This window comes from Parafrankia sp. BMG5.11 (assembly GCF_004337455.1).
This window is the reverse complement of record NZ_SJXI01000061.1, coordinates 37,684-59,724: the sequence shown is the minus strand read 5'-3', so window position 1 is coordinate 59,724 and position 22,041 is coordinate 37,684. Positions and strand designations below refer to the sequence as shown.

Genomic DNA, 22,041 nt, shown 5'->3' with positions numbered 1-22,041 from the left:
CGCGAAAACTGGACACCGGAACGGACAGGATGGTGCGGACCTCGCCCGCACCAGGCGGAGGAACTCGGCCGCGCGCTCGGCGATCCTCCTCCCGCCGGAACTCACCTCTGTGGGGCCGCGACGCCAAGTCAAAAGTAAGCACATACTCACTACGCAAGTCAAGGCGTGGACGGCTTGCCCGGCGCCTCCCGCACCACGAATGCCGAGGCCGCGACCTGCAGTGTCCTTCGCGGCGAGGTCAGGTCGCCGCGGTCCTCGACCAGCCCGTCGGGCGCCCCTCCACCGGACATACCTCCACCGGCCGTGCCTGAAGCGATGAAGGCCTGTGGGGCGTTCTCCAGCCCGTCGACAATCGTCTGGTCAAGGGTCAGGCTGCCGTCACGGAGCCATCCGGCGACTTCGGTGTGGGCCTGCTTCGTGCGGTCGAGATAATCACTCGTGAGGAAACCCCGCATCGTGAGCCGCTTACCGATGGCCAGGGTCAGGTTCGACGGCCCCGGCCGCGCCGGTGCCGCCGTTCTGCGCTGTGCCACCGTTCTTCGCCGGCAGAGCCCCGCACAGCGCGATCCGGCCGTGCGGATTCATCACCTCGATCGCCGCCTCGAGCCGCGCGCCGCCGGTGTTGTCGAAGGCGAGGTGCACCTGCCAGCCACTGCCGCCCCCGGCGAGGCTTGCGGGGCTGCCTCCGGGGTTGCTTCCGGGGTTGCCTGTGGGGCTGTCTGACGGACTGCCAGGACGCGAAAGGCCGGTCATGCCGCCGGACGCTGAACCCTGACGCCCACGTGAAGGTCAAGCGCCGGAGAGAGTCGGCGCTCAGCCGGGTCGGTTCCCACCCGCGAACAACTTGGCGAGCTTGTCCCGGCCCTGACCGGACAGCCAGGTCTCGAAGTTCATCAGCCCCGGATGCAGTGCGCGGGCGGCGGCGATGTCGACGCCGTACCCGCCGTGACCGTTCAGGAAGCCCGCCACGTCCGCGCCGTCCGCACTCTGGGTCCGGACGGCGTCGACCGGGACGTGCACGTAGCGAATCTCGCGGCCGGTGGCGCGGCTGAGCGCCTCGGCCGTCCGGCCCGGCCGGAGCGCGTCGCCGGCGATCGCGACCGCCCGCCCGCCCGCCCGCCCCAGATAGCGCACCGGATCGGTGAAGGCGAGCGCGACGAAGGCGCCGATGTCGTCGAGGGCGATCAGCTGCTCGGGGATGTCCGGCGCGAACGGCGTGGCCAGCGTGCCGGTCTGCACTCCGAACGCCGGGTCCGCGTAGTTCTCCATGAACGAGGCCGGGCGCAGGATCGTCGCCGGAATGTCGATCCGACGGATGTGCTCCTCGATCGCCCGCTTGCTCGCGAAGGCACGGCCACCGCCGCCGCGCTCGACACCGGCGACCGAGGCGTACACCAGGTGCGGCACCCGGGCGGCCGCCGCCGCGTCCGCCACGTTCCGGCCCCGTCCTCGAAGGGAACCGGTGGTGTGCCCAGTGCGCCCTGTTGCACGCTGAACACCCCGTGGGCGCCTTCGGCGGCGGCGTCCAGCGACCCGCGGTCGTCCAGATCACCCACGATGACCTGTGCGCCGGGCTGGCGAACAGGATCGCCCGCGGCCTGGTGATCCCACCGCACCGCGACGGGGGGCAGGCCCAGTACGTCAGCGCTCCGGTGCCCACGGACGACGACGGCCGGCTGGCCGCCGTCCTGGCATGGGCTCGGGCGCACCTGGGCGATCGCATCTCCGTCGACCTGCTGGCAGCCCGGGCCCTCATGAGCCGGCGCTCCTTCACCCGCCACTTCAGGCTGGCCACCGGGACGTCCCCCACGCGTGGCTGCGCAGCCAGCGCCTGTCCCTCGCCGAGGAACTGCTGGAGACATCCGACCTGTCCATCGAGCAGATCGCGGATAGGGTCGGCTACCGCAGCGCGGCCGTCCTGCGTGAACAGTTCGTCCTACGTCGCGGGGTGTCGCCCAGCGACTACCGCCGTACCTTCAGCCGTTCCTGACCGCGCGGAGCGGGGCACGGTGCTCTCCAGGAACAGTGCTCTCCGGGCGAAGTGCTGTCCACCCGGCCAGGTACAGCCGTCGGCATTCAGAGCTTGACCCGGGGGGACGGTCGCAATTAGGTGGGGTCATGGCCGAAGAGAACGTGGCCCAGGAGATGTGGCGGCTGTTCGAACCGGTGCACGCCGTCACCTATTTCGCGCCGGGCTGCCTTCAAGCGTGGCAGGACGCCGGGCTGCGCGGGTACTGGCGCGCGTACTTCGCCGGCCGGGTCGCCCCGCTCGGGCCGGTCGGACCAGGGCCGGTGGTCGGGAGCTTCTTCGGCTTCGCGCCGGCCATGGTGGCCAGGGCGCTGCCGGACGTCTGGACCCGCATCTCACCGGAGAAGGCCCTGGCCGTCCGGCTCAGCGCGGCCACGGCGGTACTCGGCCCGCTGGTCGCCGAGATCGACCAGGCCGGACTCGCGGAGCTCGCCGGGCTGCTGCGCGCGGCGGCGGAGCGTGTCCCGGTCGCCGGACGGGTGCTGGGCGCGGCGAACGCCGCGCTGCCCTGGCCCGAGGACCCACTGGAGATCATCTGGCACGCCGCCACCGTGCTCCGGGAGCACCGCGGCGACGGGCACGTCGCCGCCCTCGTCACCGCGGGCCTGGACGGCCCGGAGAGCCTCGTGTGGCGGGTCAGCAGGGGCGGCGCCGACCGTGCCTTCTACCAGCGGATCCGCGGCTGGACGGACGAGGAGTGGGACGCCGCCGCCGACCGGCTGCGCGCCCGCGGATGGCTGGACCCCACCGGCACGCCGACCGACGCGGCCCTCCGCGCGGCCCGCGAACTGGAGGCGACGACGGACCGACTCGCGCGCTCCCCCTGGGACACGCTCGGCCCGGACGCCGCCCGGCGCACCGCAGCCCTGCTGGCCCCGATCGCCCAGGCCACCGCCCCCCTCCTGCTCTGGCCCAACCCCGTCGGCGTCCCCGACCCACGCGGCGAGCCGTCCACCGGTCAGCCGGGGGCCGGCTGACCGGTAGGCGCATCCCCGACCGGAGGCCGTCCAGAACGCGCCCTCGGCAGGAACCGTCGGACGTCCGGGCTGATCCAGGCCACGTCCGCGCCGCTGGCGAACGTCCAGGACAGCCCCCACAACATCTGGGTGGCCACCACCGGCACGAATCCGCCGACCAGGCCGGTGGCGACGAAGGCGCCGATCCCGCCTGGTCGTTCAGCTAATTCCAGTCGGCCCGACGCCGCGACCCGAGCCACCGCAGGGTCCGCCGTCGATCTTCGTCGCTGCCGACGAGGCTGGCCAGCAGATCGGTCACCCCGGCGTCGGCGAACTGCCGGATCGACGACGCGACGGTCGCCTCGTCTCCGGCGACGACCGTCTCCCGCACAGCCGCCCTGCCGTCCCGCGCCAGGATCGTGCGGTAGGCCGGGAAGCTGGCGGCGAAGCCCACGTGCGCCTCGACCGCCTGCCGCACCCCCTCCGGATCGGCGGTGACGCTGATCGGGACGGCGGCCACGATCCGCGGGGCGGGCCGGCCCGCCGCCGCGGCGGCACGGGTGATCGTCGGCACGACATGCCCGGCGATGGCCTCGGGACCGGCCCACACCGTCACCGTCCCGTCGGCCAGCTCGCCGGCGACGCGCAGCATGACCGGCCCGAGCGCGGCCAGCAGGACCGGGACGGCGGTGGCACCGGGCACCTCGACCTGTCCCGCCACGGTCAGGAAGGATCCACGGTGCTCGACGTGCTCCCCGCGCAGCAGCGGACGCAGGGCGGACAGGTACTCCCGGGTGTGCCGCGCCGGCTGGTCGTAGGAGTGGCCGAAGGCGCCCTCGATGAAGTGCCGGTGGCTAGGCCCGACCCCGAGGGTGACCCGGTGACCCGTTGCCACCTGGGCGGTGAGCGCCTGCCCGGCGAGCACGAGCGGGTGGCGGGGGTAGGTCTGCACGACGGCGGTGCCGAGCTCGATGCCCGGCACCCGCTGCCCCGCGAGCGCGGCGACGGTGAGCGCGTCCCACGCGGTGATCTGGCTGAAGAAGGCGCTGTCGAGGCCGGCGTCGGCGGCCGCGCACGCCTGCCCGATCATCTCCTCCAGGGTGGAGCCGGCCCCGCCCACGTAAACACCCAACCGCATCGATGCCTCCAAGATGAATCGGATGTTCCGCTTCCCCTTGGACAGTAATCTGAGGGCTCAGATTCCGGGGGGAGCCAGGCTGTGCGATCCGACGCCCGACGCAACCGCGAGCTGATCTCCGCCGCCGCACGCGAGCTGTTCACCGAGCGTGGCGCGGCTGTCTCCATGGAGGAGATCGCAAGCGCGGCCGGGCTCGGAGTGGGGACGCTCTACCGGCACTTCCCCGATCGGGCGGCCCTGCTGGAGACCATCGCGGCCGACACCCTCGAGCGCTTCCTCGCGTTCGGCCGCGCCGAGGCGGCACGGGACCTCCCCCGCTGGCAGGTCCTGCTGCGCATCATCGAGCACTGCACCAAGCTGCCGCTGGCCCTGGTCAAGACGCTGGCCGAGGGGGTGGCCACCGCACCGACGGTGGCCAGCCTGACGGCCGAGGCCGACGCCCTGCTCGCAGCCATCGTGGAACAGGCCCAGCGGGAGCGGACGCTGCGCCCGGACATCCCGTCCCGCGATGTCGTCGGGCTGCTGAACCTCATGGTCTGCCGGCCGGGAGCCCGCGCCGACGACCACCTCGTCACCGTCATGCTCGACGGCCTGCGGGCTGCGCGGTGACGGCCTACGACCCAACCCCGCCGTTGAGATCCGCGACCAGCGGCGAGACGCCCGCTGCGGCAGCCGACCGTCGGATCATCCCGGCCACCGCGAGCGCCTCGCCGGGCGGAACCACCGACAGAACGATGTCCGCCGCGCCAACCGCCTCCTCCGGGGAGTCGGCCAGTTCCAGTCCGTGGGCGAGCGCGCGGGTCCGCTCTGATCGGCCCGCCACGCGGGCTATGACCCTGCCCCCGCCCTCGACGTAGCCGCGCCCCAGCGCCGAGCCCATCGCGCCGGGACTCACGATCGCCACTGTCACCATCCGCCGTCCACCTTCCGTGCTCGGAGGTCTGTGCGCCTGCGCGGTGGTCGCCACGGACACGAGTCCACAGTCCCGCGACAGAGGCCCCGTGCGCGTTACCTTCCGTCGCTCCGATCCGTCATAGCCGTGACTCGTCAGTCGAGTGGGCGGACGCCCCAGGAGGAGAGTTGACGATGCAATCACGGATGGCCAACCCGGCGATGGTGCTCCCGCACGCGATGGAGGCGATCCAGGGCCTCTACAAGGCGATGAGCACGGGCGGCGTGGCACAGCGGACGCTGGAGCTGGTGCACCTGCGAGCCAGCCAGATCAACGGCTGCAGCGCGTGCGTGCACGCCGGGGTGACCGGAGCCACGAAGGCCGGCGAGAGCGCGGACCGCCTGCTCGCCGTGGCGGCGTGGTACGAGTCTCCGCTTTTCGACGACGCCGAACGGGCCGCCCTCGCCCTCACCGAGGCGGCCACCCGACTCAGCGACCGGCCCGGTCAGGTCACCGACGAGCTCTGGGACGAGGCCCGCGGGCACTACGACGACAAGCAGCTCGCGGCGATCATTCTGATGATCGCGACCACGAACTTCTTCAACCGGATCAACACCACGATCAAGGAACCGGCAGGCGCCAACTGGGGCTGAGGAACAGCGGGGCGGCCCGGCCCCCGCTCGGGCCGCCCTGCCGTCAGCGCTCGAAGGCGGACAACTCGAACCGCCCCAACCGGTCGACGTCGGCGAGCACATCGACCGCGACGATCAGCCGGTCCCGGACCGTGAATCCCATGATCGAGACTGCCCGACCGCCCACGGTGACGACCACGCCAGCGGCCCCGTTGACCAGGGCCGGGTGAACCTCGGCGTCCGGCCGGGCGAACATCAGCGCCCGGCCGGCGACCGACGCCGCTCCCCGGAGCACCGCAGAGGCCCGCGGACGCGCGGCGCCGCCGTCCGAACGCATCTCGACATCCGGCGCGAGGAGCGCGACGAGCGCGTCGAAGTCACCTCCACGGGCCGCTTCGAAGAACGCGCGGACCGCTTCGTGCTGCTGGGCCAGGTCCGCCTCCGGCAGCGGCCCGCCGGCCCGGATCCGCCCCCGGGCCCGGCTCGCCAACTGCTTGGTCGCCGCCGTCGACCTGCCGAGCATCGCCGCGATGTCGTCGAACGGCACCGCGAACATGTCATGCAGCACGAAGGCCAGCCGCTCAGCAGGGGTGAGAGTCCCCAGGACCACGTGCAGCGCGAGCCCCACCGACTCCGCGAGCAGCGCCTCCCGCTCAGGGTCGACGCCGTCGGCCGGGCTCACGATCGGGTCCGGCACGTGGACGTCCAACGACCGTTCTCGCCGCGTGCCGCGCGACCGCAGCATGTCCAGGCAGACCCGGCCGGTGACCGTGGTCAGCCAACCGCGCAGGTTCGCCACGTCGCTGGTGTCGGCCGAGCTGAACCGCAACCAGGACTCCTGCACCGCGTCGTCCGCCTCGTGCAACGAGCCGAGCATCCGATACGCGACCGAGCGCAGATGCGCCCGATGTTCGTCGAACCGCGCGGCCAGCCAGTCCTGTCCAGTCATGATCGCCCTTGTCTCGCCATCCACCGTCACGACCCTGACGCGGATGATCAGGCCGACGTAACACGCGCATCACCGCGCCCCGACCTCCGGTGCCCATCCAGGGGCCGGCGCGGCCCGGATCTGATCACTCGGCCACGCGCAGCCGTTGACATTCAGAGCTTGGCTTTGGTAAAAGGCCACAGACGGCCGAGGTCATGCGATCATGTCGTCGTGGTCGACCGTCTGCGTGTGATCCTCGTGGACGACCATGAAATCGTCCGTCAGGGCGTCCGTACCATGCTGGAAGCCCACCCGGACATCGTCGTGGTCGCCGAAGCCACCTCCGCCTCAACCGCTGTCGAGGTGGTCCGCGACCACCGTCCGGATGTGGTCGTGATGGACATCCGGCTGGACGACAGCAGCGGCATCGAGGCGACCAGGACCGTCCGGACCCGGTTTCCCGACGTCCGGGTCCTGATGCTGACATCGTTCCCCGACGAGCAGGCGCTCATCTCGTCGATCCAGGCCGGCGCGAGCGGCTACGTGTTGAAACAGATCCGGCGCGATGAGTTGGTCTCGGCGGTCCGGGCGGTCGGCGACGGCCAGCACGTGGTCGACAAGACGGTCACCGGGGTACTGCTGGAACAGATCCGGCTCGGGGCGGCCCGCGAACCGTCGGGAGCCGACGAGCGGCTAAGCCGGCTGTCGGCCCAGGAAAGGCGCATCCTGGCGCTCGTGACGGCCGGCCGGACCAACCGGGAGATCGGCCTCCATCTGAATCTGGCCGAGAAGACCGCCCGCAATTACGTGTCGGTCATTCTTCAGAAGCTCGGCCTTTCCCGGCGGGGCGAGGCGGCGGCTTTCCTGGCCCGCCGGGGCACCCGGTAGGCGGACGGCTCACTCATCCCGGCGGAAGTGGTATCCGCACCGTCACCGTGCTGCCCTCCGCACCGGACTCGATGTCGAGCCGGCCGCGCAGGTTCGCCGACCGCTCGCTGAGGTTCCGCAGCCCCTGGCCCCGCCCGGCCGCCGCGGCCAGGTCGAATCCGCGCCCGTCGTCGTCGATCTCAAGCACCGCCGTGCCCGTCGCCCGGATGAGGCTCAGCCGGCAGGTCGTGGCCTGCGCGTGCCGGCGGACGTTGGACAGCGCCTCCCGGGCGATCTGAAGGATGTCGCCGGCCTGCGGGGCAAGCTCGGCTGTGACCGTCGGATCGCGGTCGACGGCGACGACAATCCCCGTATCACGCTGGAAGCTCTCCGCCAGGGCCTGGAGCTCGTCGTAGAGGTGCCGGTCGGGCGGCAGCCCCGGGCGCAGGTTGAAGACGTAATCCCGGATTTCCTGGATCGCGATGTCGATGCGGTCGACGCTGTCGGCCAGGCGGGCGCGGGTCGCGTCAGGCTGGTCGGCCAGTGTCTCGGCCGCCTGGAGCGTCAGCAGGACCCCGGACAGTGACTGGATCACCCCGTCGTGCAGTTCTCGGGCGATACGTTGGCGTTCGTCGGCCACGGCGAGCTGGCGGCGCGACTGCTCCAACTGATCCTCGGTCAGCTTCCACTCGGTGATGTCGAAGATCACCCCGTCCAACCAGCTCCGGCCGTTGCCGCTGTGCACTTCCTGGCCGCGCTCGCGGACCCAGGCGACGGTTCCGTCGGCCCGGACGATGCGGTATTCGAGCACGAACGCCCTGCCCTGCCGGGTTCCCTCGGTAACGGCGCGCTCCACCATCTCCCGGTCGTCGGGGTGGATGACGCTGGCGAAACTGCGCACCGCGCTGTCGACGAAATCGGTGGCCGGATACCCGGAGATGCGCTCGATGTCGTCGCTGATCAGCTCCATCGTCCAACTGAGGTCGTTGGCGCAGCGGTAGATGGCGCCCGGGGCGTTCGTGAGCAGCGTCCGCAGGCGGGTCTCGTTGCGGTGGAGTTGGGCGCTGCGCACGCCGGCAGACGCCCGGGCCAGCAGTTGGAGCCGGTCGAACGGGCTGATCAGGTAGTCGTCCACGCCGTCGGGCAGGGTCTGTTCGCCGGCCGGCACCACGAGGGTGATGTACAGGTCGGTGTGCTGAGGCCGGGCCCGGATCTGGCGGCACAGGTCGGCGCAGTCCGGCAGTCCCCCATCGATGAAGATCAGGTCGTAGGGCGCCTCGCCGAGTGTCGTGAGCGCGGCCGCGCCGGTGGGGGCCGACCTCGCCTCGTATCCCGCGGCAAGCAGGTCGCCGCACAGCCCGGACATCAGCTCGCCGGCGCCGGCCACCAGCGCCTGAATTCCGGCGTCGGGCACCCAGCGTGTCGCGTCCATGTCAGATGTCCTTCTCTCCCGGGACACTCCACCCTCACCACCGGGGGTGCTGTATCTGATGCTCGGTTCCAGGATCCCTCCGGCGAGCCGGCGGGAACGCACGGACAGGCCATTCTGATCCGACAACCGCGACCACGGGGTGACTATGGACGTATCGAACGTGTTCGAGGTGTTCGGCCCGGCAGCGCCCTGGGCCGCCGCGACCGTCGGTGTGTTCGCGGCGTTCCTGTTCGTGGCGGCGTTCTGGCAGGGGCGCTCGATTTCGTTCTGGCCGCCGCAGATCGGGCGCCGGCTGACCCCGTTCGCGTCCCGGAGGTCGCGTTCAGGCTGGCTGGGCGGCCGCGGCGGTACCACCGGCGGTGCCGCGGCGCCCCAGCGCGAGTATGGAGTGGACCAGTCCCGCGACTTCTACCAGGAAATCGCATCGAACTACGACCTGCGCAACTCCGGGAACCTGGTGTCGACACATCTCGCGACCGTCGCGCAGTTGCAGGCCATCCGCGACCAGCGGCCCGGCCTCAAGGTGCTCGACCTCGGCGGCGGCACGGGCAAGGTCATCGCGATCCATTTCTTCAATGACACGACGATGAACTGGACGTACGTCGACAACTGCCCGGCGATGGCGGCCGAATTCCGCCGGAATCTCTGGGGTCATCCGCTCGGGCGCGGCTCCGAGGTCGTGGTCGACGACATGAACCGCGCACTCGGTCAGCTCGAGGCCCATTCCTACGACGTCATCATGCTGTCCCTGGTGCTGTCCTCGATGCCGGAGCCGCCCGACTTCGGCGCGCTCAGAAGGCTGCTCCGGCCGGGCGGGTCACTGATCGTCACCGACATCAACCCCGGATACACCCGGGACAACCCGCTTTACAAGGTCTGGGTGGACGGTGCCGTCGTGGCGTTACGCATAACGCCGGTGGATCCGTTCGAGGTGATGCGCCGGGCCGGCACGGCCGGCCTCCGGGTGGCGGAGCAGAAGACGATCGGCGAGGAGAGCTTCTACTACTCCTTCCTGCTGGTGTTCACGCCGGACCCGGTCCGACCGCGGCGGCGTCGCGCCGAGGCATCGGCCTGATCCGCCCCCTCGGGGCGGCGCCGGTTCATCGCCGGGTTCGTTCCAGCGCGGCACGTACCAGGGCGGCCCGTCAGCACCGGCATTTCCGTCTCGGCGACGGCGGCCACACCGTCGCCCTCGCCCACCAGCGTCATCGGTGTCGGCGCGGGAACGATCTCAAGCCGCCCATCTCTCGGCCAGCGCGTTCCAGGCGTCGGCGGCGAGGTCGAAACGGCGCGCCGAGAAAGCAGCGCCAAATCAGGCAAAAAAGGCAAACTCTTTGCAATCTCACTAGATTCGCGTCGACTACTTCCAGTAATCCTCTGTCGACGGCGTGCGCCGCGCGGCAGGGTCGTCATCAATACCGGAGGAAGCGGTGTCGACTCGAAGACGTGACCTGAGGAGATTGACTGGCAGAAGCGACAGCTCCCGGAGAAAGCGGCTCCTCGCGCTGGGGGTGCAGGCTGTCGTCGCGACCCTTGTCCTGGCCGGGGTGCCGAGCCGGGCGGAAGCCGCGAGGCCCGGTCCGGCGGTGAAGGTGTTTCCCCGTCCGATGGAAGCCGCGATACCAGGCCAGGCTGGTATCGCGCTGCCCCGCCCGGAGGGAGGAGGGGTCGGTTCGACGCGGGTCTATGTCGCCAACTGGGGCGCCTCCAACGTTTCGGTCATCGACGCGCGGAGCAACAACCTCGTCGCCACGATTCCTCACGACGACCCGGAGGGCATAGCGGCGACCAAAAAGCTCGGCGGGCGTGTCTACGTCGCCGGGACAAACGGCTTCGGGACAGAGGACTATATTGACGGTCTCACAGTGATCGACCCCCGGGACAACAGGACGGTCGGCGGCGTCCCGCTGCTGCCAGGACAGGATGCGGGAGCGGTCAAGGTGGCGGTCACCGACAGGATGTCGCGACCGCGCGCCTACGTCACCGGCGTCTCCGCGAACATCGTCTCGGCGATCGATCTCACGACGAACGAGGTCGTCGCGACCATTCCCGTCGGCGCAGGACCGTACGGTGTGGCGGTCGCCGACAGCCTGCCCCGGCCCCGGGTCTATGTCGCCAACACCGACGACAACACCGTGTCAGCGATCGACGTCGTCACCAACAAGGTCGTCGCGACCATCCCCGCCGGCGCAGGACCGTACGGTGTCGCCGTCCTCGACCGTCCCGTCCACCCGCGTGTCTATGTCACCAACCTTTTCGACAACACCGTGTCGGTGATCGACGCGACCAGCAACAAGGTGGTCGCCACGATCACCCTCCCAGCGGAGGACATCGGGCCGTCGTTCCTCGCTATCGACGACAATCCGCGCGCGCCGCGCGCCTATATTCCCGAGCAGCTGAGCAACAACGTCACGGTGCTCGACCTGAGGACAAACACGGTCATTGCCGAGATTCCCGTCGGTGACTCCCCCAACACCGTGGCGTTGGACGACGACCATCGCCAGCCCCGTGCCTACACCAGTAACTTCTGGTCAGGTGACGTCTCGGTGATCGACCTGAAGCGCGGCGCCGTCGTCGCGACGGTCCCCGTCGGCGGCAATCCACTCGGCGTGGCGGTCCTGAAGAAGTAGCGGCGGGCCCACCCTCACCGCCCGAGCGAGGTGCGAGTCAGCCGGTTGGGCGTCGGGCCGTGACTCCGCCCGACGCCGGGGTCGGCCGCCTGGCACGCGCCTGGAAGCGGCGATTATGAGCACGGACTGGCTCAGTCTCGGCCAGTCGCGTTCGCAACGACCCGGTTGTCGGGAGTGCGCACCTCCTGGCGGCAACCGGAGCCCGGCCTGTCCTACACCGACCCGGACAGGCGGCCCTCAGTGCGTGGCGGCCGGCTCGCCCTCGGCGAGAACCAGGGCGAGCAGGCCCGGGAAGCGGGCGTCGAACTCGGCCCGGCGCAGCCGGTTGAGTCGACGCGGACCCTGGTCGACCTGTTCGAGCAGGCCGGTGGCGCGCAGAACGGCGAAGTGGTGACTGGCGGTGGCCTTCGACACCGGCAGGTCGAAGGTGCCGCAGGTACGGGCGAAGTCCGCCTCGCCCGCCAACGTCCGCACGATCGACCGGCGCACCGGGTCGGCCAGCGCCTCGAGCGCCTCCTGCAGGCTCACCTCGCCCGGGTCCGTGTGCCGCAGGCCGAGTACCCGTCTCGACTTCGTCGCCATTCTCCCCTCAGCCCCACTTTCACCAATCTCCCAACTGTTCGACCGCCATCGTACAGTTGAAGTGTTCGACCCAGATCGAACACTGCCACCCGTGAGGGTGCTCGCACGCATCGTGGAGAGCTGCCATGACGCCGACGCTGGGACGGGTGGGCATCTGGTCCCCGTCTTTCGCCTGGAACACGCCGGATGCCGCCGAGGCGGCGGCGGAGCTCGACGAGCTCGGGCACGGGGCGCTGTGGCTCGGCGCCTCCGCCCCCGAGCTGCGCCAGCCAGCACAGCTGCTCGCGGCGTCCCGCAGGATGGTCGTGGCCACCGCGATCGTCAACGTGTGGGCCACCGAGGCCACCGCGCTCGCCGCCGCCTTCCACGAGGTCGCACGGACGTACCCGGACCGGCTCCTGCTCGGCCTCGGCGCCAGCCACGCCCCCAGCGTGGCGGCGCTCGGCAGGACGTACACCCGGCCCCTGCGATACCTGGCCGGCTTTCTCGACACCCTCGACACGGCGCCGGAGCCGGTGCCGGCCGGCTCCCGTGTCCTGGCCGCGCTGCGCCCGAAGGCGCTTGCTCTCGCGGCAACCCGCTCCGCCGGGGCCCATCCCTACCTCGTGACCGGGTACCTGAATCCGGCCCTTCACCACGGGATCCTCACCCGGCGGCTACCGTCGCACCTTCCCGAGGCCGTGGGCTACGCGTCCGCCTCGGACACATAGACGACCATTTCCCGGACGAATTCGTCAAGGTCGTCGAGGGCCCTCAGTCGGGCGATGACGATCTCGTCGTTGACGTCGATGTAGTCATGGACGAGGACGTTCCTGAAGCCGACGGCCTTGCGGAGCGACCGGGCGAGTGCCGGGTCCATCGCTCCGTGATCGCCGAGAAGGCGGACCGCGTCGCCGTTGTCCGCTGGTGGTCCCCAGCCCCGCGCCGCGCAGATGTGCTGCGCGACGTCGACGCAAGCCTCGATCGCTGTCACGAAGGTGTACTTGACGCCGCGCAGCCAGATCGGGTCCGCGCGGCGCTCGTCGCCGGCGTCTGCCTCGCGGCGCAGCACGGAAAGGTCGTCGGTGACGGCGCGGAGCAGGCGCAGCACCCGGACCTGGTCGACCACCGGTTACACGGTCCTGGGCAGCAGGGCGGCGGCGAACTCCCGGTGGGAGCGAGTGATCCGTGGGAGTTCGTCGAAGTAGATCTTTCTGGTCATCGCCTCCCAGTGCACGCGCGCGGCCCGGTCGTCTTCGAAGAGCAGTGTTCCGCCGACGGCGACCCGGCCGGCAAGCTCGAGCGGAGCGTTGTCCAGGACGAGGAGGTCGACTCCAGGCGGCAGAAGTACGTCGAAGGCGTTGGGAGGCCGCGGCCCGCCGAAGTAGGCAGCGATGTCGATGTCCGAGTCCGCCCGCTGGCGCCCGACAGCGCGACTGCCGTGCAGGTAGGCGAACCGCGCGCCCGCCTGACGCAGAACGGCGACAGCGTCGTGCGTCGCCGTGCGTGCGAATGTCTCGTCCACACCCCGATCTTCGCAGACGGGACGGCCGTGCGGCATTCACCTCCGCCCGCGTCGCGATCCGCACCGGGCGCGCGGGGCGGCCACACGCCGCCGCCCACAAGCCCCCTCCGGCGGCGGCATCGCAGAAAGGCCGTCCGACCGAGCCCCGTGCGCGTTACCTTCCGTCGCTCCGATCCGTCATAGCCGTGACTCGTCAGTCGAGTGGGCGGACGCCCCAGGAGGAGAGTTGACGATGCAATCACGGATGGCCAACCCGGCGATGGTGCTCCCGCACGCGATGGAGGCGATCCAGGGCCTCTACAAGGCGATGAGCACGACGGAGCAGCCGCGACCAAGTGGCGCTTCCGCGGCCGTGCCGTGTTCGCGCATCACGGGTCACGCGCCCCTGTCGTCCAGATTGAGCAGAATCGGACAGGTCCGCGGCGCGGTGCTGCCATTCATGCGGGAGTGAGCATGGTCGACGGGACTGACGACGTCTGGGCTGGCGACGCGGGAACCGACGGCACGGACTCCGTACCGATCGACCGGACGACGCCGACACGACGCAGGACGCCGAGCCCGATGCGGCGCAGGATGCCGAAGCGCCGGGCCGAGGGTCCAGGCCCACTGCGAGGCTGGTGGCCTGGTCGCGCGACGTCGACCGGGCAGAGGCGTCGGTCGCGGTCTCGATCGTGATCGCGGCCGTCGTTGCCCTCGTCGGCTCGTTCCGATTCCAGACCAAGCCCGATGCGGAGGGCGACCACTACCAGTCCGGCTACGAAGCGGCCCTCGTCGACCTGCGCAACGCCCCGATCGGCGAAGAGCAGGACCTGTCGACCGACGAGGATCGGGCGCCGCCGGCGGCCGGCGATTTCCCGCCGCCGCCGGACCGGGGCGTCCGGCTGGCACCCGGCGCCTATCGGGTGCTGTTCGAGGGCAGCGGGATCCCGGACCGGCATGGCGCGGCGGTGGTGACCGCGATCGGCGACGACGCGGTGACCTGCCGGGCGAGCGACTGGGACGACCACCGGGGCGACGAACAGGTCGACGTCGTATGCGTCGGGGCGGGCGGAGAGCCGGCGGACGCAGCGTTCTCGGTGATGTTCGCCTACCGGCTGCCCGGCGACCCGGGACACGACGAGGTGTTCGCGTACCTGCGGATCGACAGACCCTCGCCCCCTGCTGCGCCGTCGATCGCTGCTGGACCAGTGCCGCCTGCCGCGTCCTCGACATCCGCTGCGGCCTCGGACCAGCAGGCCGAGCCGATGCGGCTCACAGACGGCTGGAGTTCAGGGGAGGGCACGGTCGAGGTGGTCCGGCTCGCCCGGGGTCGGCACGAAGTCCGCCTGGTGGCGGAAGGTTTCGGTCGGATGGCGGGAAACCTGCAGGTGAACGCGCTCGGCGAAGGTGACGTCTTCTGCGCGCCGACCGACGTCGTCGCGGTCGACGACGGTCACGACACTGCGACGGTCACGGTCGGTTGCATCCGCGACGGGGCCCTTGCTGACGTGCCGTTCGCGCTGACCTACGCCGGGTCGCCGGCCGGCGGCGACGAAAGGTCGTCCACCCACCTTGCCTACCTCGTCAACGGTGTCCGCCTCGCCGGTGACGACCGAAACGGGACGGGCTCGGGTCGACTCGACGTGCCGCCGATCGGCGCCCGGGTCCGAGCCGACGCCGCTCGATCGCTGAATGGCGCGGGCGCGGGCGCGGGCGCGGACAACTGGATCGTTCGGACCGCGATCGGCCGGTACGAGGCGATCTTTCCCGATGTCGAGGGCGGGGCAGGACACGTCCAGGTCACGCCAGTCGACGAGGCTGGCCGCGGCGCGCCGCGCTGCGCCGTCGATGGCTGGACGACGAACCCGCCCAGCCCGGGAACCGCCGGGGCCACGGCCGTACCGACGGGTGACGTCACGGTCCACTTCCACTGCTTCGACCGGTTCAGCAGCGACGTCGACACCCTGGCGTACGTCTCGTACGAGGCCACGACGTTCTGACATGCCCGGTCGGCAACGCCTGTTCCGTCCGGCGACGCGCCCCGCGGGCGCGCACTTTCCTCGCCGACGGTCAGGACGCCGTAGAGCCAACGGTCAGGACGCTGTAGAGGTGGGGCGGCGCGGCGCTGGTAGGCCGGGCCCCAGGCCAACCCCATGCCACCGACGTCGCATCAGCGATCAACCACTCCATCGGCAGTCGCATCAGCCTCCGGGACAAGCCGAGCAGAGCGGAGCGACCGAGGTCCACGGCAAGGAACCGTCCGGCCCGGCCCGCACGGAGCAGGGCCGCAGCGCCTCGCCTACATCACAAGGCTCGCGGGGCCGTGGCGCCGAGATCCCAGCAGGCCTCGCGGTCCGCAGCGGTCAGCTCACCGACGATGGTGATCGGCTCACGCAACCGCTTCCATCTCAGACCAGTCGTGATGGTCTCGACGCCACGGACCGCACCTGCAATGTCACTGTTGCCGCGGCTGACCAGGCAGTGCGGCTGGCGGTCCGAAGAACTGTCCTTGTCCGAAGCGGCAGCCGTGGCGCGCCAATGTGCGTGCCTGCTCTCGGTTCTGGACGCCGGTGGCAACGACCGTGAGACCGAGGTCCCTGGCGAGGGCGAGCAGTGCCCGGCGGAGCAGGTCGGCCCGGTTGGCGCTGCCCGTCAGGCCGCCGGCGTAGTAGCTGTCGAACATGAGTATCTGGATCGGCAGCTCGTCGAGCGCCAGAAAGGTGCTCTGGTTCCTGGCGATGGCGTTCAGCGCGAGGCGCAGGCCACGGGTGACGCATGTCCGCAGGCTGCGCGCGGCCTCCTCGTCGAGGCACTCCATGTCCGTAAGCCTGAGGATCAGGGCCTGGGCGGGGAGGCGGGAGGCCGCCAGCGCCGCCTCGACGTCGGGCAGTAAGTCACCAGCCGGCCTCGCCGCCGAAACGCCGACGCAGACGGCGACGTTCTGCCCTGTCTGCCTTCGGTAGTGGCCGATATCATGGCAGGCGCGGCCGAGGATCAACTGTTCGAGCTGTGCTCTTAGCCCCACTCCGGTCGCGACCGTGACCGTCTGCTCTGCCGTGAACGACCCGAGCGTCGGATGGTGCCAGCACGTTGAAGCCTGAAACGCGACCGTGTGATGGCGGGTCAGATCGACGATCGGCTGATAGAGGACATCGATGACGCCGCCGGCGGGATCGCCCCGCAACAACTGGGACAGCGCGAGTTGCGCCGTCGGCGACCGGCCGTGAGCGAAGATTTCAGGATCGTAGACGACCAGACTGTTTTTCCCCCGCCGCTTGGCTGCGTACATGGCGAGATCCGCCTGCTGGACCAGGTCCTCGGCACTTATCGAGGATGCCGGCACGGCGACTGTCAGGCCAAGGCTCGCGTGAATGGCGCACGGCTGCCCGGCGAGAAAGCACGGTGCCCGGACCACCGCGGCCACCCTCTTGCCGACCGCCTCGGCGTCCGCGGCATCGTCCGCCAAAAGAACCGCGAACTCGTCGCCACCGAGACGGGCGACCGTGTCCGAGGGCGGTACGCAACCAAGCAGCCGCCGAGCGGTTATCCTCAGCAATTCGTCCCCGGCCGGATGACCCAGGGTGTCGTTGACACTCTTGAAGTCATCGAGATCGCAGAAGAGCAGAGCCGGCCGGCCGCGGGCTCGCCGAGCGACCGCCTCTTCCACCCGGTCACCGAACAGCACACGGTTCGCCAGCCCGGTCAGCGGGTCATGGAGCGCCTGGTGGCGCAGCTGGCGACGGCTGCGCTGAACCCTGTCCAGCAGCTTCTGGTTGTCCGCCAAAGTCAGCATCTGCCGGATCAGCACCATCAGCACGAGCGCGAAGATGCCGTATATCTCGATCGGTTCGACCCGCGCCTCGGTTGACATCTGAATGACCGCCAGCACGCCCAGCGCGGACAGCGGAACGTACGGGAGGAATATCCTCACCCAACGTACGCCGGGTCCGGCCCGCCAGCCAGCCCACCGGACGCGCCACGAGTCAGGAGCGGATTCGAGACTTAGGGGGGCAGCGGCAACTACAGAGCCAGTCGATGGCCGTGGTGGCGCGATGCAGGCAAGCCCGATCATCACAGTGCCAATGGCGTTGGCGGCTTCGAGTTGCAGGGGCTCCGGCTGGCCGCTCGCGATGAAGTAGAGCGACACGTGCAGAAGTATGGTGATGGAGGCCAGCCCGCCACCGAGCAATGCGAACGGCTTCTTCTGGCGCGGGCGCCGGAACGCCGCTACGAGCAGGACGGTGATCAGTAGCAGGAGACATCCGATGCCGAACGCCAACAAGGCCGCGAGACTAACTGGTGCGGGTGCTCGCGCACGCACCAGAGGCTGGAGGACGACCACCCAGCCGAGCAGGCTCAGCGAGCCGGCGAGGAGCACCGCGTCCATGACGGTGACAGTCCGCCAATGGGTGCCGTGCTGGCCGGCTCGGCGCACCGGCTCGTCCTCCGGGCTGAGTGGGTCGGTGGGAAAAGCCAGCAGCGCGGCAACGGATGCTGGAATGAACGCCAGATACGCCGGTTCCGTCCCCGACAAGGGTGGCACCGGGCTCTGGCCCGAGAACAACGCCCTGACGGAAGTGATGACCAGGCCGGCTGCCACCGTGATCCATCCGGCGAGAAGGAGCAGTCGCCAACGTCGCTCGCCACCCCTCGCTCGCCGTGCCGACCACAGTTCGCACCCACCCTGGAACGCTATAGCGGCCATGCCGCAGGCGCGGACCACCAGGTCAGCGGTGCGCGAGGGAAGGACGAAGGAAGCAAGCATGACTGCGGGCGCGACTGCCGCCCACACACAGACTATTCGGCGGAAAACGGCCGCGCCGCAGTTCGGTGCGTCGCACTCCGCCGCGGCCGCTCGAGCGATCTCCGCGCGCGACATCGTCCTCTCCGCCTGGGATCATTTCCGCCCATCTGGCCTGGATCGTCCTGCCAGCCGGAATGGATCGCCGCGACGAACCTCCCTCGGACCCATCCAACCGAAAGCGACGCCATATATACCCAGAGCGATGGCACGTACATTAGTACGGGCGGACGAAGACCGCCAACGAGCCGAGGATGCCCGATACGCCCTCCGTGCGTTCCTCGCCCCGATCCCAGTGCCGATCAGACCGAAACGGCCTGGCGATCCACCCTGGAGCCAGCCACACAGCTCGTCCATGAGCTCCGGCACACGCTCGGCATCCGGCCCGGTGTGATGCAACTTGGCATTACATGTCTCCAGCCGGAACGCCCGTTGTCACCGGGGGCGCCCCCCGGAGCGACAGGCGGGTTTCGGCGAGCCGACCGGGCCGACCGGGCCGACCGGGCCGCCCAGCCGGGGCCCCGGTCGGGAGGATGACCGGCCCGCCGGCGGCGCGGGGGGGCGCCCTGGGCGAAGCGCCGTCATCGTCCACGCCGGGTCCGACAGTTCCCGATCGTGACCATCTGAGCTGGGCAAGCTCCAACAGGCGGGCTGGCGGGCACGGTGTCAGTATTCGGCCCGGGGGACGTCGGCCCGGCTCTCCCGGCGGCGTGGCGGGCAGCGACCAGCCCGCGGATCAGGGGCACCCACACGATGAACGGGCGTCCGACCGCTATCGGCCGGACGACGGCCGGCCAAGCCCGCGGGGACAGGACAACCGATGACGAGACGGCGGTGACCGGACGAACGGCGCACGCCGCACAGCCCACCCTGGCGCGTGTCCTGAGTGGGCGGATGCTGTTGTTCCTCGTGCTCGGTGACGTCCTCGGATCGGGGATCTACGCGCTCACCGGGCAGATCGCCGCCGACGTCGGCGGGATGATCTGGGCACCGTTCCTGATCGCCTTCGCACTGGCGTTCCTCACCGGGACGGCCTACGCCGAGCTTGTCGGCAAGTACCCCCGGGCGGCCGGAGCAGCGCTCTACGCCAACGAGGCGTTCCGCCGCCCGTTTCTCACCTTCATGGTCGGCTTCACCGTGCTGGCCGCCGGGATCACCTCCACCGCCACGGCCGCGCGGGCCATCGGGGGCAAATACCTCGCGGAGTTCGTGGCGGCCCCGACGGTCGTCGTCGCGGTCGTGTTCATCCTGCTGACCGCGGTTCTCAACGCCCGTGGGATCGGGGAGTCGGCCCGGGTGAACCTTGTGCTCACCGTGATCGAGCTGACCGGGCTGTTGCTGATCGTCGGGATCGGCGTGCACGCGCTGGCTACCGGAGCGGGCGAACCGGGACGGGCCTTCGAGCTGCGTGCCGAGGGGCCTGCGCCGCTCGCCCTGCTCGCCGGCACGACGCTCGCGTTCTACGCGATGCTCGGCTTCGAGAACTCGGTGAACCTCGTCGAGGAGGCCCGCCGGCCGCGCCGGGACCTGCCCCGGGCGCTGTTCGGCGGCATGTTCATCGCCGGCACGGTCTACCTGTTCGTCGCGTTCACCTGCGCGATGCTGGTGGATCCCGACATTCTCACCGGCTCCGGTGCCCCGCTGCTGGAAGTGGTGAAGGCCTCCGACGTGCCGGTGCCGTCGAAGCTGTTCGCCGCGGTCGCGCTGGTCGCGGTCGCCAACACCGCCCTGATGAACATGGTGATGGCCTCCCGTCTCGTCTACGGCATGGCTGCCCAGGGCACGATCCCGACCGTCTTCGCGCGGGTGCTGCCCGGCCGACGCACCCCGCCGATAGCGATCGGCTTCGTGACGGCCCTGACGGTGGCGCTGTCCAGCACCGGCCAGCTGGCCGGCCTTGCCGACACCACCGTCCTGCTCCTGCTGCTGGTCTTCTTCGTCGTCAACACCAGCGCGCTGGTGCTGCGCCGCGAGCCCGTCCCGCCGGGCGCCTACCGTGCCCCCACCTGGGCCCCGGCACTCGGCGCGCTGTCCTGCGCGGCGCTGGCCACCCCGCTGGTCCACCGCGAGGGCACCGTCTACCTGCGCGCCCTCGGCCTGCTCGCGCTCGCCGCCGTCCTCATCCTCGCCCAGAAAGTTGTCAGCGGCCGGTTCCGCGCGTGTGAGTTATCCGGTGCCGCCAGACCGCCCCGTCACAGCAGCCGCTTCCAGCGCAGGCCGGTCGCGATGGCCTCTACGTCGGTCGATCACACTGGGTCAGCCAGCCACGCCTTCACGCTCGACGGCCAATATGGTCCTGGAGATCCCCCCACACGACACCGCCTCCGACCAGGAGATCAACATCGCTTCCATCCGGCACGAAGTCGTTGTCGCCCTGCCTCCAGAAGAGGTGTGGGACGTCCTGCGCGACGTGGGAGCGGTGCATCGGCGGCTGCTACCGGGACGGGTGCTGGATGTCAGCCTCGACGGGGACGTCAGGACGCTGACCATGCCGGACGGGCACCTGGTGCGAGAGCTCATCGTCGCCGTCGATGACGAGGTACGCCGACTCGTCTACGCGGTCGTCGAGGGAGCCAGACCGCCCCTACGCCACCACCATGCCTCCTTCCAGGTCCTACCCGACGGCGACAGGCACAGCCGACTTCTCTGGATCACGGACCTCCTCCCCGACAGCCTGGCGGGCCTGATCGAGGCCCGCACCGCACACGGCATCAAGGAGATGAAGGAGGTACTCGAACTGTCCGCCGGCACGTGATCACGACCGTCTCCCCGTTCTGCGCGGGTGACCTTCGAGGGGCCTCGTCCACTGACTGTGGCGGGAGGCGGCCTGGAGTTCGCTGTGCTCGACGACGGCGGCCGGAGCAAGGTCGGCTACATGTTCCCAGGAGCCTGACCGGGAGTCGCGGGAGACACCGCCCCGGCGGCGACCGAGAGGGCCTTGGCCGTCGCCGGGTCGACCGGCAGGAACGCCTCCAACTTCAGCTCGGCGAGGGTCACATCGACGGCGGTGGCGAAGGTCGTCACGGTCGTCATCAGGCGCAGCTCACCGCGCGATGACCCCAGGTGAAGCGGGACGGCGAAACCGAGCTGCCCGTCGGACGGCGCCAGCTCGGGGACGTACCTCGTAAGTTCGGCGCGCAGCTCCGCCACGTGGCCGAGGCGCGCCAGGATGTGGCGCGCCCATTCGGCGAAGTTGCGGATGCGGGGCGCCAGGCCCTCGGGATGCAGCGCGAGGCGGTAGATGTTCTTGCCCGGACCGACCAGCTCAGGCGCCGCGCCCTCGGTGATCAGATCGAACGCGTCGTTCGCGGCGACCATGTCGCCGTTACGGTCCACGACCAGCGCCGGGTACGGCAGGTGCCCGCGGACGATGTGGTCGATCGCGGTGCGCACAGGGGCCAACGCCGGGTCGTCGAGCCGGCTCTGCGGGTAGACGGGCGCGTACCCGGCAGCCAACAGCAGCTCATTGCGCTCCCGCAGCGGCAGTTCGAGTGACTCGGCCAGGCGTACGACCATGTTCCGGCCGGGGACGGACCTGCCGGACTCGATGAAGCTGAGGTGCCGCTGGGTGGTGCCCGCCCGCAGCGCCAGGTCGAGCTGGCTGAGATGCCGGCGGGTACGGCGTTCGCGTAGCGCGCGAGGGAAGTCCACGGACCTGTTCTACCGGCAGT

Annotated in this window: 22 protein-coding genes and 2 pseudogenes; 12 read left to right on the top strand and 12 right to left on the bottom strand. The window is 70.4% G+C overall.

All coding sequences use genetic code 11. The features are described 5' to 3' along the window. Nucleotides 1-158: 158 nt before the first annotated feature. The 3 genes from E0504_RS35195 to E0504_RS35190 are packed head-to-tail and all read right to left on the bottom strand — an operon-like array spanning nt 159 to nt 1,434. Entirely contained in the window at nt 159-455 is a 297-nt protein-coding gene (locus tag E0504_RS35195) for a hypothetical protein (protein ID WP_112105187.1), read from the bottom strand. Nucleotides 456-465: 10 nt separating this feature from the next. Next, entirely contained in the window at nt 466-753 is a 288-nt protein-coding gene (locus tag E0504_RS51500) for a hypothetical protein (RefSeq protein WP_207974637.1), read from the bottom strand. 60 nt (nt 754-813) lie between these two features. Continuing rightward, nucleotides 814-1,434, bottom strand: a complete 621-nt coding sequence (locus tag E0504_RS35190; RefSeq protein WP_243657764.1) for an NmrA family NAD(P)-binding protein — start codon at nt 1,432-1,434, stop codon at nt 814-816. A gap of 134 nt (nt 1,435-1,568) precedes the next feature. Between E0504_RS35190 and E0504_RS35185 the strand changes: the two are divergent. Next, nucleotides 1,569-1,990 (top strand): annotated as a pseudogene (locus E0504_RS35185) (helix-turn-helix domain-containing protein); the annotation flags it as partial. 128 nt (nt 1,991-2,118) lie between these two features. Beyond that, nucleotides 2,119-3,006 (top strand): hypothetical protein, encoded by an 888-nt coding sequence (locus tag E0504_RS35180; protein ID WP_112108423.1) that lies wholly within the window; start codon nt 2,119-2,121, stop codon nt 3,004-3,006. A 202-nt stretch (nt 3,007-3,208) separates the two neighbouring features. Here the strand turns inward: E0504_RS35180 and E0504_RS35175 are convergent, their stop codons facing one another. Continuing rightward, nucleotides 3,209-4,123 (bottom strand): TIGR03564 family F420-dependent LLM class oxidoreductase, encoded by a 915-nt coding sequence (locus E0504_RS35175; RefSeq protein ID WP_112108424.1) that lies wholly within the window; start codon nt 4,121-4,123, stop codon nt 3,209-3,211. An 81-nt stretch (nt 4,124-4,204) separates the two neighbouring features. Between E0504_RS35175 and E0504_RS35170 the strand changes: the two genes are divergently transcribed. Next, nucleotides 4,205-4,732 carry a TetR/AcrR family transcriptional regulator gene (locus tag E0504_RS35170; RefSeq protein WP_112108425.1) on the top strand — a complete coding sequence of 176 codons (528 nt, stop codon included), beginning with the start codon at nt 4,205-4,207 and terminating at the stop codon, nt 4,730-4,732. A gap of 4 nt (nt 4,733-4,736) precedes the next feature. Here E0504_RS35170 and E0504_RS35165 read toward each other — a convergent pair whose 3' ends face one another. Beyond that, nucleotides 4,737-5,036: an NAD(P)-binding domain-containing protein gene (locus tag E0504_RS35165; protein ID WP_235014670.1), complete on the bottom strand. Its 300-nt coding sequence runs from the start codon at nt 5,034-5,036 to the stop codon at nt 4,737-4,739. A gap of 173 nt (nt 5,037-5,209) precedes the next feature. Between E0504_RS35165 and E0504_RS35160 the strand changes: the two genes are divergently transcribed. Then, nucleotides 5,210-5,668, top strand: coding sequence for a carboxymuconolactone decarboxylase family protein (locus tag E0504_RS35160; RefSeq protein ID WP_131626671.1), 459 nt, complete (start codon nt 5,210-5,212; stop codon nt 5,666-5,668). 43 nt (nt 5,669-5,711) lie between these two features. Here E0504_RS35160 and E0504_RS35155 read toward each other — a convergent pair whose 3' ends face one another. Further along, nucleotides 5,712-6,596 (bottom strand): sigma-70 family RNA polymerase sigma factor, encoded by an 885-nt coding sequence (locus E0504_RS35155; RefSeq protein ID WP_112108427.1) that lies wholly within the window; start codon nt 6,594-6,596, stop codon nt 5,712-5,714. A gap of 210 nt (nt 6,597-6,806) precedes the next feature. Here E0504_RS35155 and E0504_RS35150 point away from each other — a divergent pair, with 210 nt between their 5' ends. After that, the gene (locus E0504_RS35150) at nt 6,807-7,463 is read left to right on the top strand and encodes a response regulator transcription factor (RefSeq protein ID WP_243657763.1); all 657 of its coding nucleotides are present in this window, start codon (nt 6,807-6,809) and stop codon (nt 7,461-7,463) included. A 13-nt stretch (nt 7,464-7,476) separates the two neighbouring features. Here E0504_RS35150 and E0504_RS35145 read toward each other — a convergent pair whose 3' ends face one another. After that, on the bottom strand, nt 7,477-8,874 hold the full coding sequence (locus E0504_RS35145) for a histidine kinase (protein WP_112108429.1): 1,398 nt from the start codon (nt 8,872-8,874) through the stop codon (nt 7,477-7,479). 145 nt (nt 8,875-9,019) lie between these two features. Here E0504_RS35145 and E0504_RS35140 point away from each other — a divergent pair, with 145 nt between their 5' ends. Both E0504_RS35140 and E0504_RS35135 read left to right on the top strand, forming a co-directional pair. Further along, nucleotides 9,020-9,949 (top strand): class I SAM-dependent methyltransferase, encoded by a 930-nt coding sequence (locus E0504_RS35140; protein ID WP_131626669.1) that lies wholly within the window; start codon nt 9,020-9,022, stop codon nt 9,947-9,949. Between the two features lie 385 nt (nt 9,950-10,334). Next, nucleotides 10,335-11,504, top strand: a complete 1,170-nt coding sequence (locus E0504_RS35135) for a YncE family protein (RefSeq protein ID WP_131626668.1) — start codon at nt 10,335-10,337, stop codon at nt 11,502-11,504. A 237-nt stretch (nt 11,505-11,741) separates the two neighbouring features. On the opposite strand, the gene E0504_RS35130 is transcribed toward E0504_RS35135, so the two are convergent. Then, nucleotides 11,742-12,086 carry a helix-turn-helix transcriptional regulator gene (locus tag E0504_RS35130; protein WP_112108432.1) on the bottom strand — a complete coding sequence of 115 codons (345 nt, stop codon included), beginning with the start codon at nt 12,084-12,086 and terminating at the stop codon, nt 11,742-11,744. A gap of 125 nt (nt 12,087-12,211) precedes the next feature. Here E0504_RS35130 and E0504_RS35125 point away from each other — a divergent pair, with 125 nt between their 5' ends. Further along, nucleotides 12,212-12,796 carry an LLM class flavin-dependent oxidoreductase gene (locus E0504_RS35125; RefSeq protein ID WP_112108433.1) on the top strand — a complete coding sequence of 195 codons (585 nt, stop codon included), beginning with the start codon at nt 12,212-12,214 and terminating at the stop codon, nt 12,794-12,796. Here E0504_RS35125 and E0504_RS35120 read toward each other — a convergent pair. Both E0504_RS35120 and E0504_RS35115 read right to left on the bottom strand, forming a co-directional pair. Next, nucleotides 12,772-13,194 (bottom strand): DUF86 domain-containing protein, encoded by a 423-nt coding sequence (locus E0504_RS35120; protein ID WP_112108434.1) that lies wholly within the window; start codon nt 13,192-13,194, stop codon nt 12,772-12,774. The genes E0504_RS35125 and E0504_RS35120 overlap by 25 nt on opposite strands. Nucleotides 13,195-13,197: 3 nt before the next feature. After that, complete coding sequence (locus E0504_RS35115; protein WP_071066835.1) at nt 13,198-13,590, bottom strand: nucleotidyltransferase domain-containing protein; 393 nt, start codon at nt 13,588-13,590, stop codon at nt 13,198-13,200. A 232-nt stretch (nt 13,591-13,822) separates the two neighbouring features. On the opposite strand from E0504_RS35115, the gene E0504_RS52530 reads away from it, so the two are divergent. After that, on the top strand, nt 13,823-14,041 hold the full coding sequence (locus E0504_RS52530) for a hypothetical protein (protein ID WP_243657762.1): 219 nt from the start codon (nt 13,823-13,825) through the stop codon (nt 14,039-14,041). Between the two features lie 166 nt (nt 14,042-14,207). Next, on the top strand, nt 14,208-15,569 hold the full coding sequence (locus E0504_RS35105) for a hypothetical protein (RefSeq protein WP_131626667.1): 1,362 nt from the start codon (nt 14,208-14,210) through the stop codon (nt 15,567-15,569). Nucleotides 15,570-16,024: 455 nt separating this feature from the next. On the opposite strand, the gene E0504_RS35095 is transcribed toward E0504_RS35105, so the two are convergent. Then, entirely contained in the window at nt 16,025-18,169 is a 2,145-nt protein-coding gene (locus tag E0504_RS35095) for a diguanylate cyclase domain-containing protein (protein WP_243657761.1), read from the bottom strand. A gap of 954 nt (nt 18,170-19,123) precedes the next feature. On the opposite strand from E0504_RS35095, the pseudogene E0504_RS35085 reads away from it, so the two are divergent. Both E0504_RS35085 and E0504_RS35080 read left to right on the top strand, forming a co-directional pair. Further along, nucleotides 19,124-20,419 (top strand): annotated as a pseudogene (locus E0504_RS35085) (APC family permease); the annotation flags it as partial. A gap of 241 nt (nt 20,420-20,660) precedes the next feature. After that, nucleotides 20,661-21,125, top strand: a complete 465-nt coding sequence (locus E0504_RS35080; RefSeq protein WP_131626664.1) for an SRPBCC family protein — start codon at nt 20,661-20,663, stop codon at nt 21,123-21,125. Between the two features lie 116 nt (nt 21,126-21,241). Here the strand turns inward: E0504_RS35080 and E0504_RS35075 are convergent, their stop codons facing one another. Next, a complete protein-coding gene (locus E0504_RS35075) occupies nt 21,242-22,021 on the bottom strand; it encodes a helix-turn-helix domain-containing protein (protein WP_112108441.1) in 780 nt (259 codons plus the stop codon). Nucleotides 22,022-22,041: the final 20 nt, after the last annotated feature.

Bases quoted from the DNA above. Each gene is read 5' to 3' on its own strand.
- E0504_RS35195 (WP_112105187.1), bottom strand. From the start codon at position 455: ATGCGGGGTTTCCTCACGAGTGATTATCTCGACCGCACGAAGCAGGCC.
- E0504_RS51500 (WP_207974637.1), bottom strand. From the start codon at position 753: ATGACCGGCCTTTCGCGTCCTGGCAGTCCGTCAGACAGCCCCACAGGC.
- E0504_RS35180 (WP_112108423.1), top strand. From the start codon at position 2,119: ATGGCCGAAGAGAACGTGGCCCAGGAGATGTGGCGGCTGTTCGAACCG.
- E0504_RS35175 (WP_112108424.1), bottom strand. From the start codon at position 4,123: ATGCGGTTGGGTGTTTACGTGGGCGGGGCCGGCTCCACCCTGGAGGAG.
- E0504_RS35165 (WP_235014670.1), bottom strand. From the start codon at position 5,036: ATGGTGACAGTGGCGATCGTGAGTCCCGGCGCGATGGGCTCGGCGCTG.
- E0504_RS35160 (WP_131626671.1), top strand. From the start codon at position 5,210: ATGCAATCACGGATGGCCAACCCGGCGATGGTGCTCCCGCACGCGATG.
- E0504_RS35155 (WP_112108427.1), bottom strand. From the start codon at position 6,596: ATGACTGGACAGGACTGGCTGGCCGCGCGGTTCGACGAACATCGGGCG.
- E0504_RS35145 (WP_112108429.1), bottom strand. From the start codon at position 8,874: ATGGACGCGACACGCTGGGTGCCCGACGCCGGAATTCAGGCGCTGGTG.
- E0504_RS35140 (WP_131626669.1), top strand. From the start codon at position 9,020: ATGGACGTATCGAACGTGTTCGAGGTGTTCGGCCCGGCAGCGCCCTGG.
- E0504_RS35130 (WP_112108432.1), bottom strand. From the start codon at position 12,086: ATGGCGACGAAGTCGAGACGGGTACTCGGCCTGCGGCACACGGACCCG.
- E0504_RS35125 (WP_112108433.1), top strand. From the start codon at position 12,212: ATGACGCCGACGCTGGGACGGGTGGGCATCTGGTCCCCGTCTTTCGCC.
- E0504_RS52530 (WP_243657762.1), top strand. From the start codon at position 13,823: ATGCAATCACGGATGGCCAACCCGGCGATGGTGCTCCCGCACGCGATG.
- E0504_RS35080 (WP_131626664.1), top strand. From the start codon at position 20,661: ATGGTCCTGGAGATCCCCCCACACGACACCGCCTCCGACCAGGAGATC.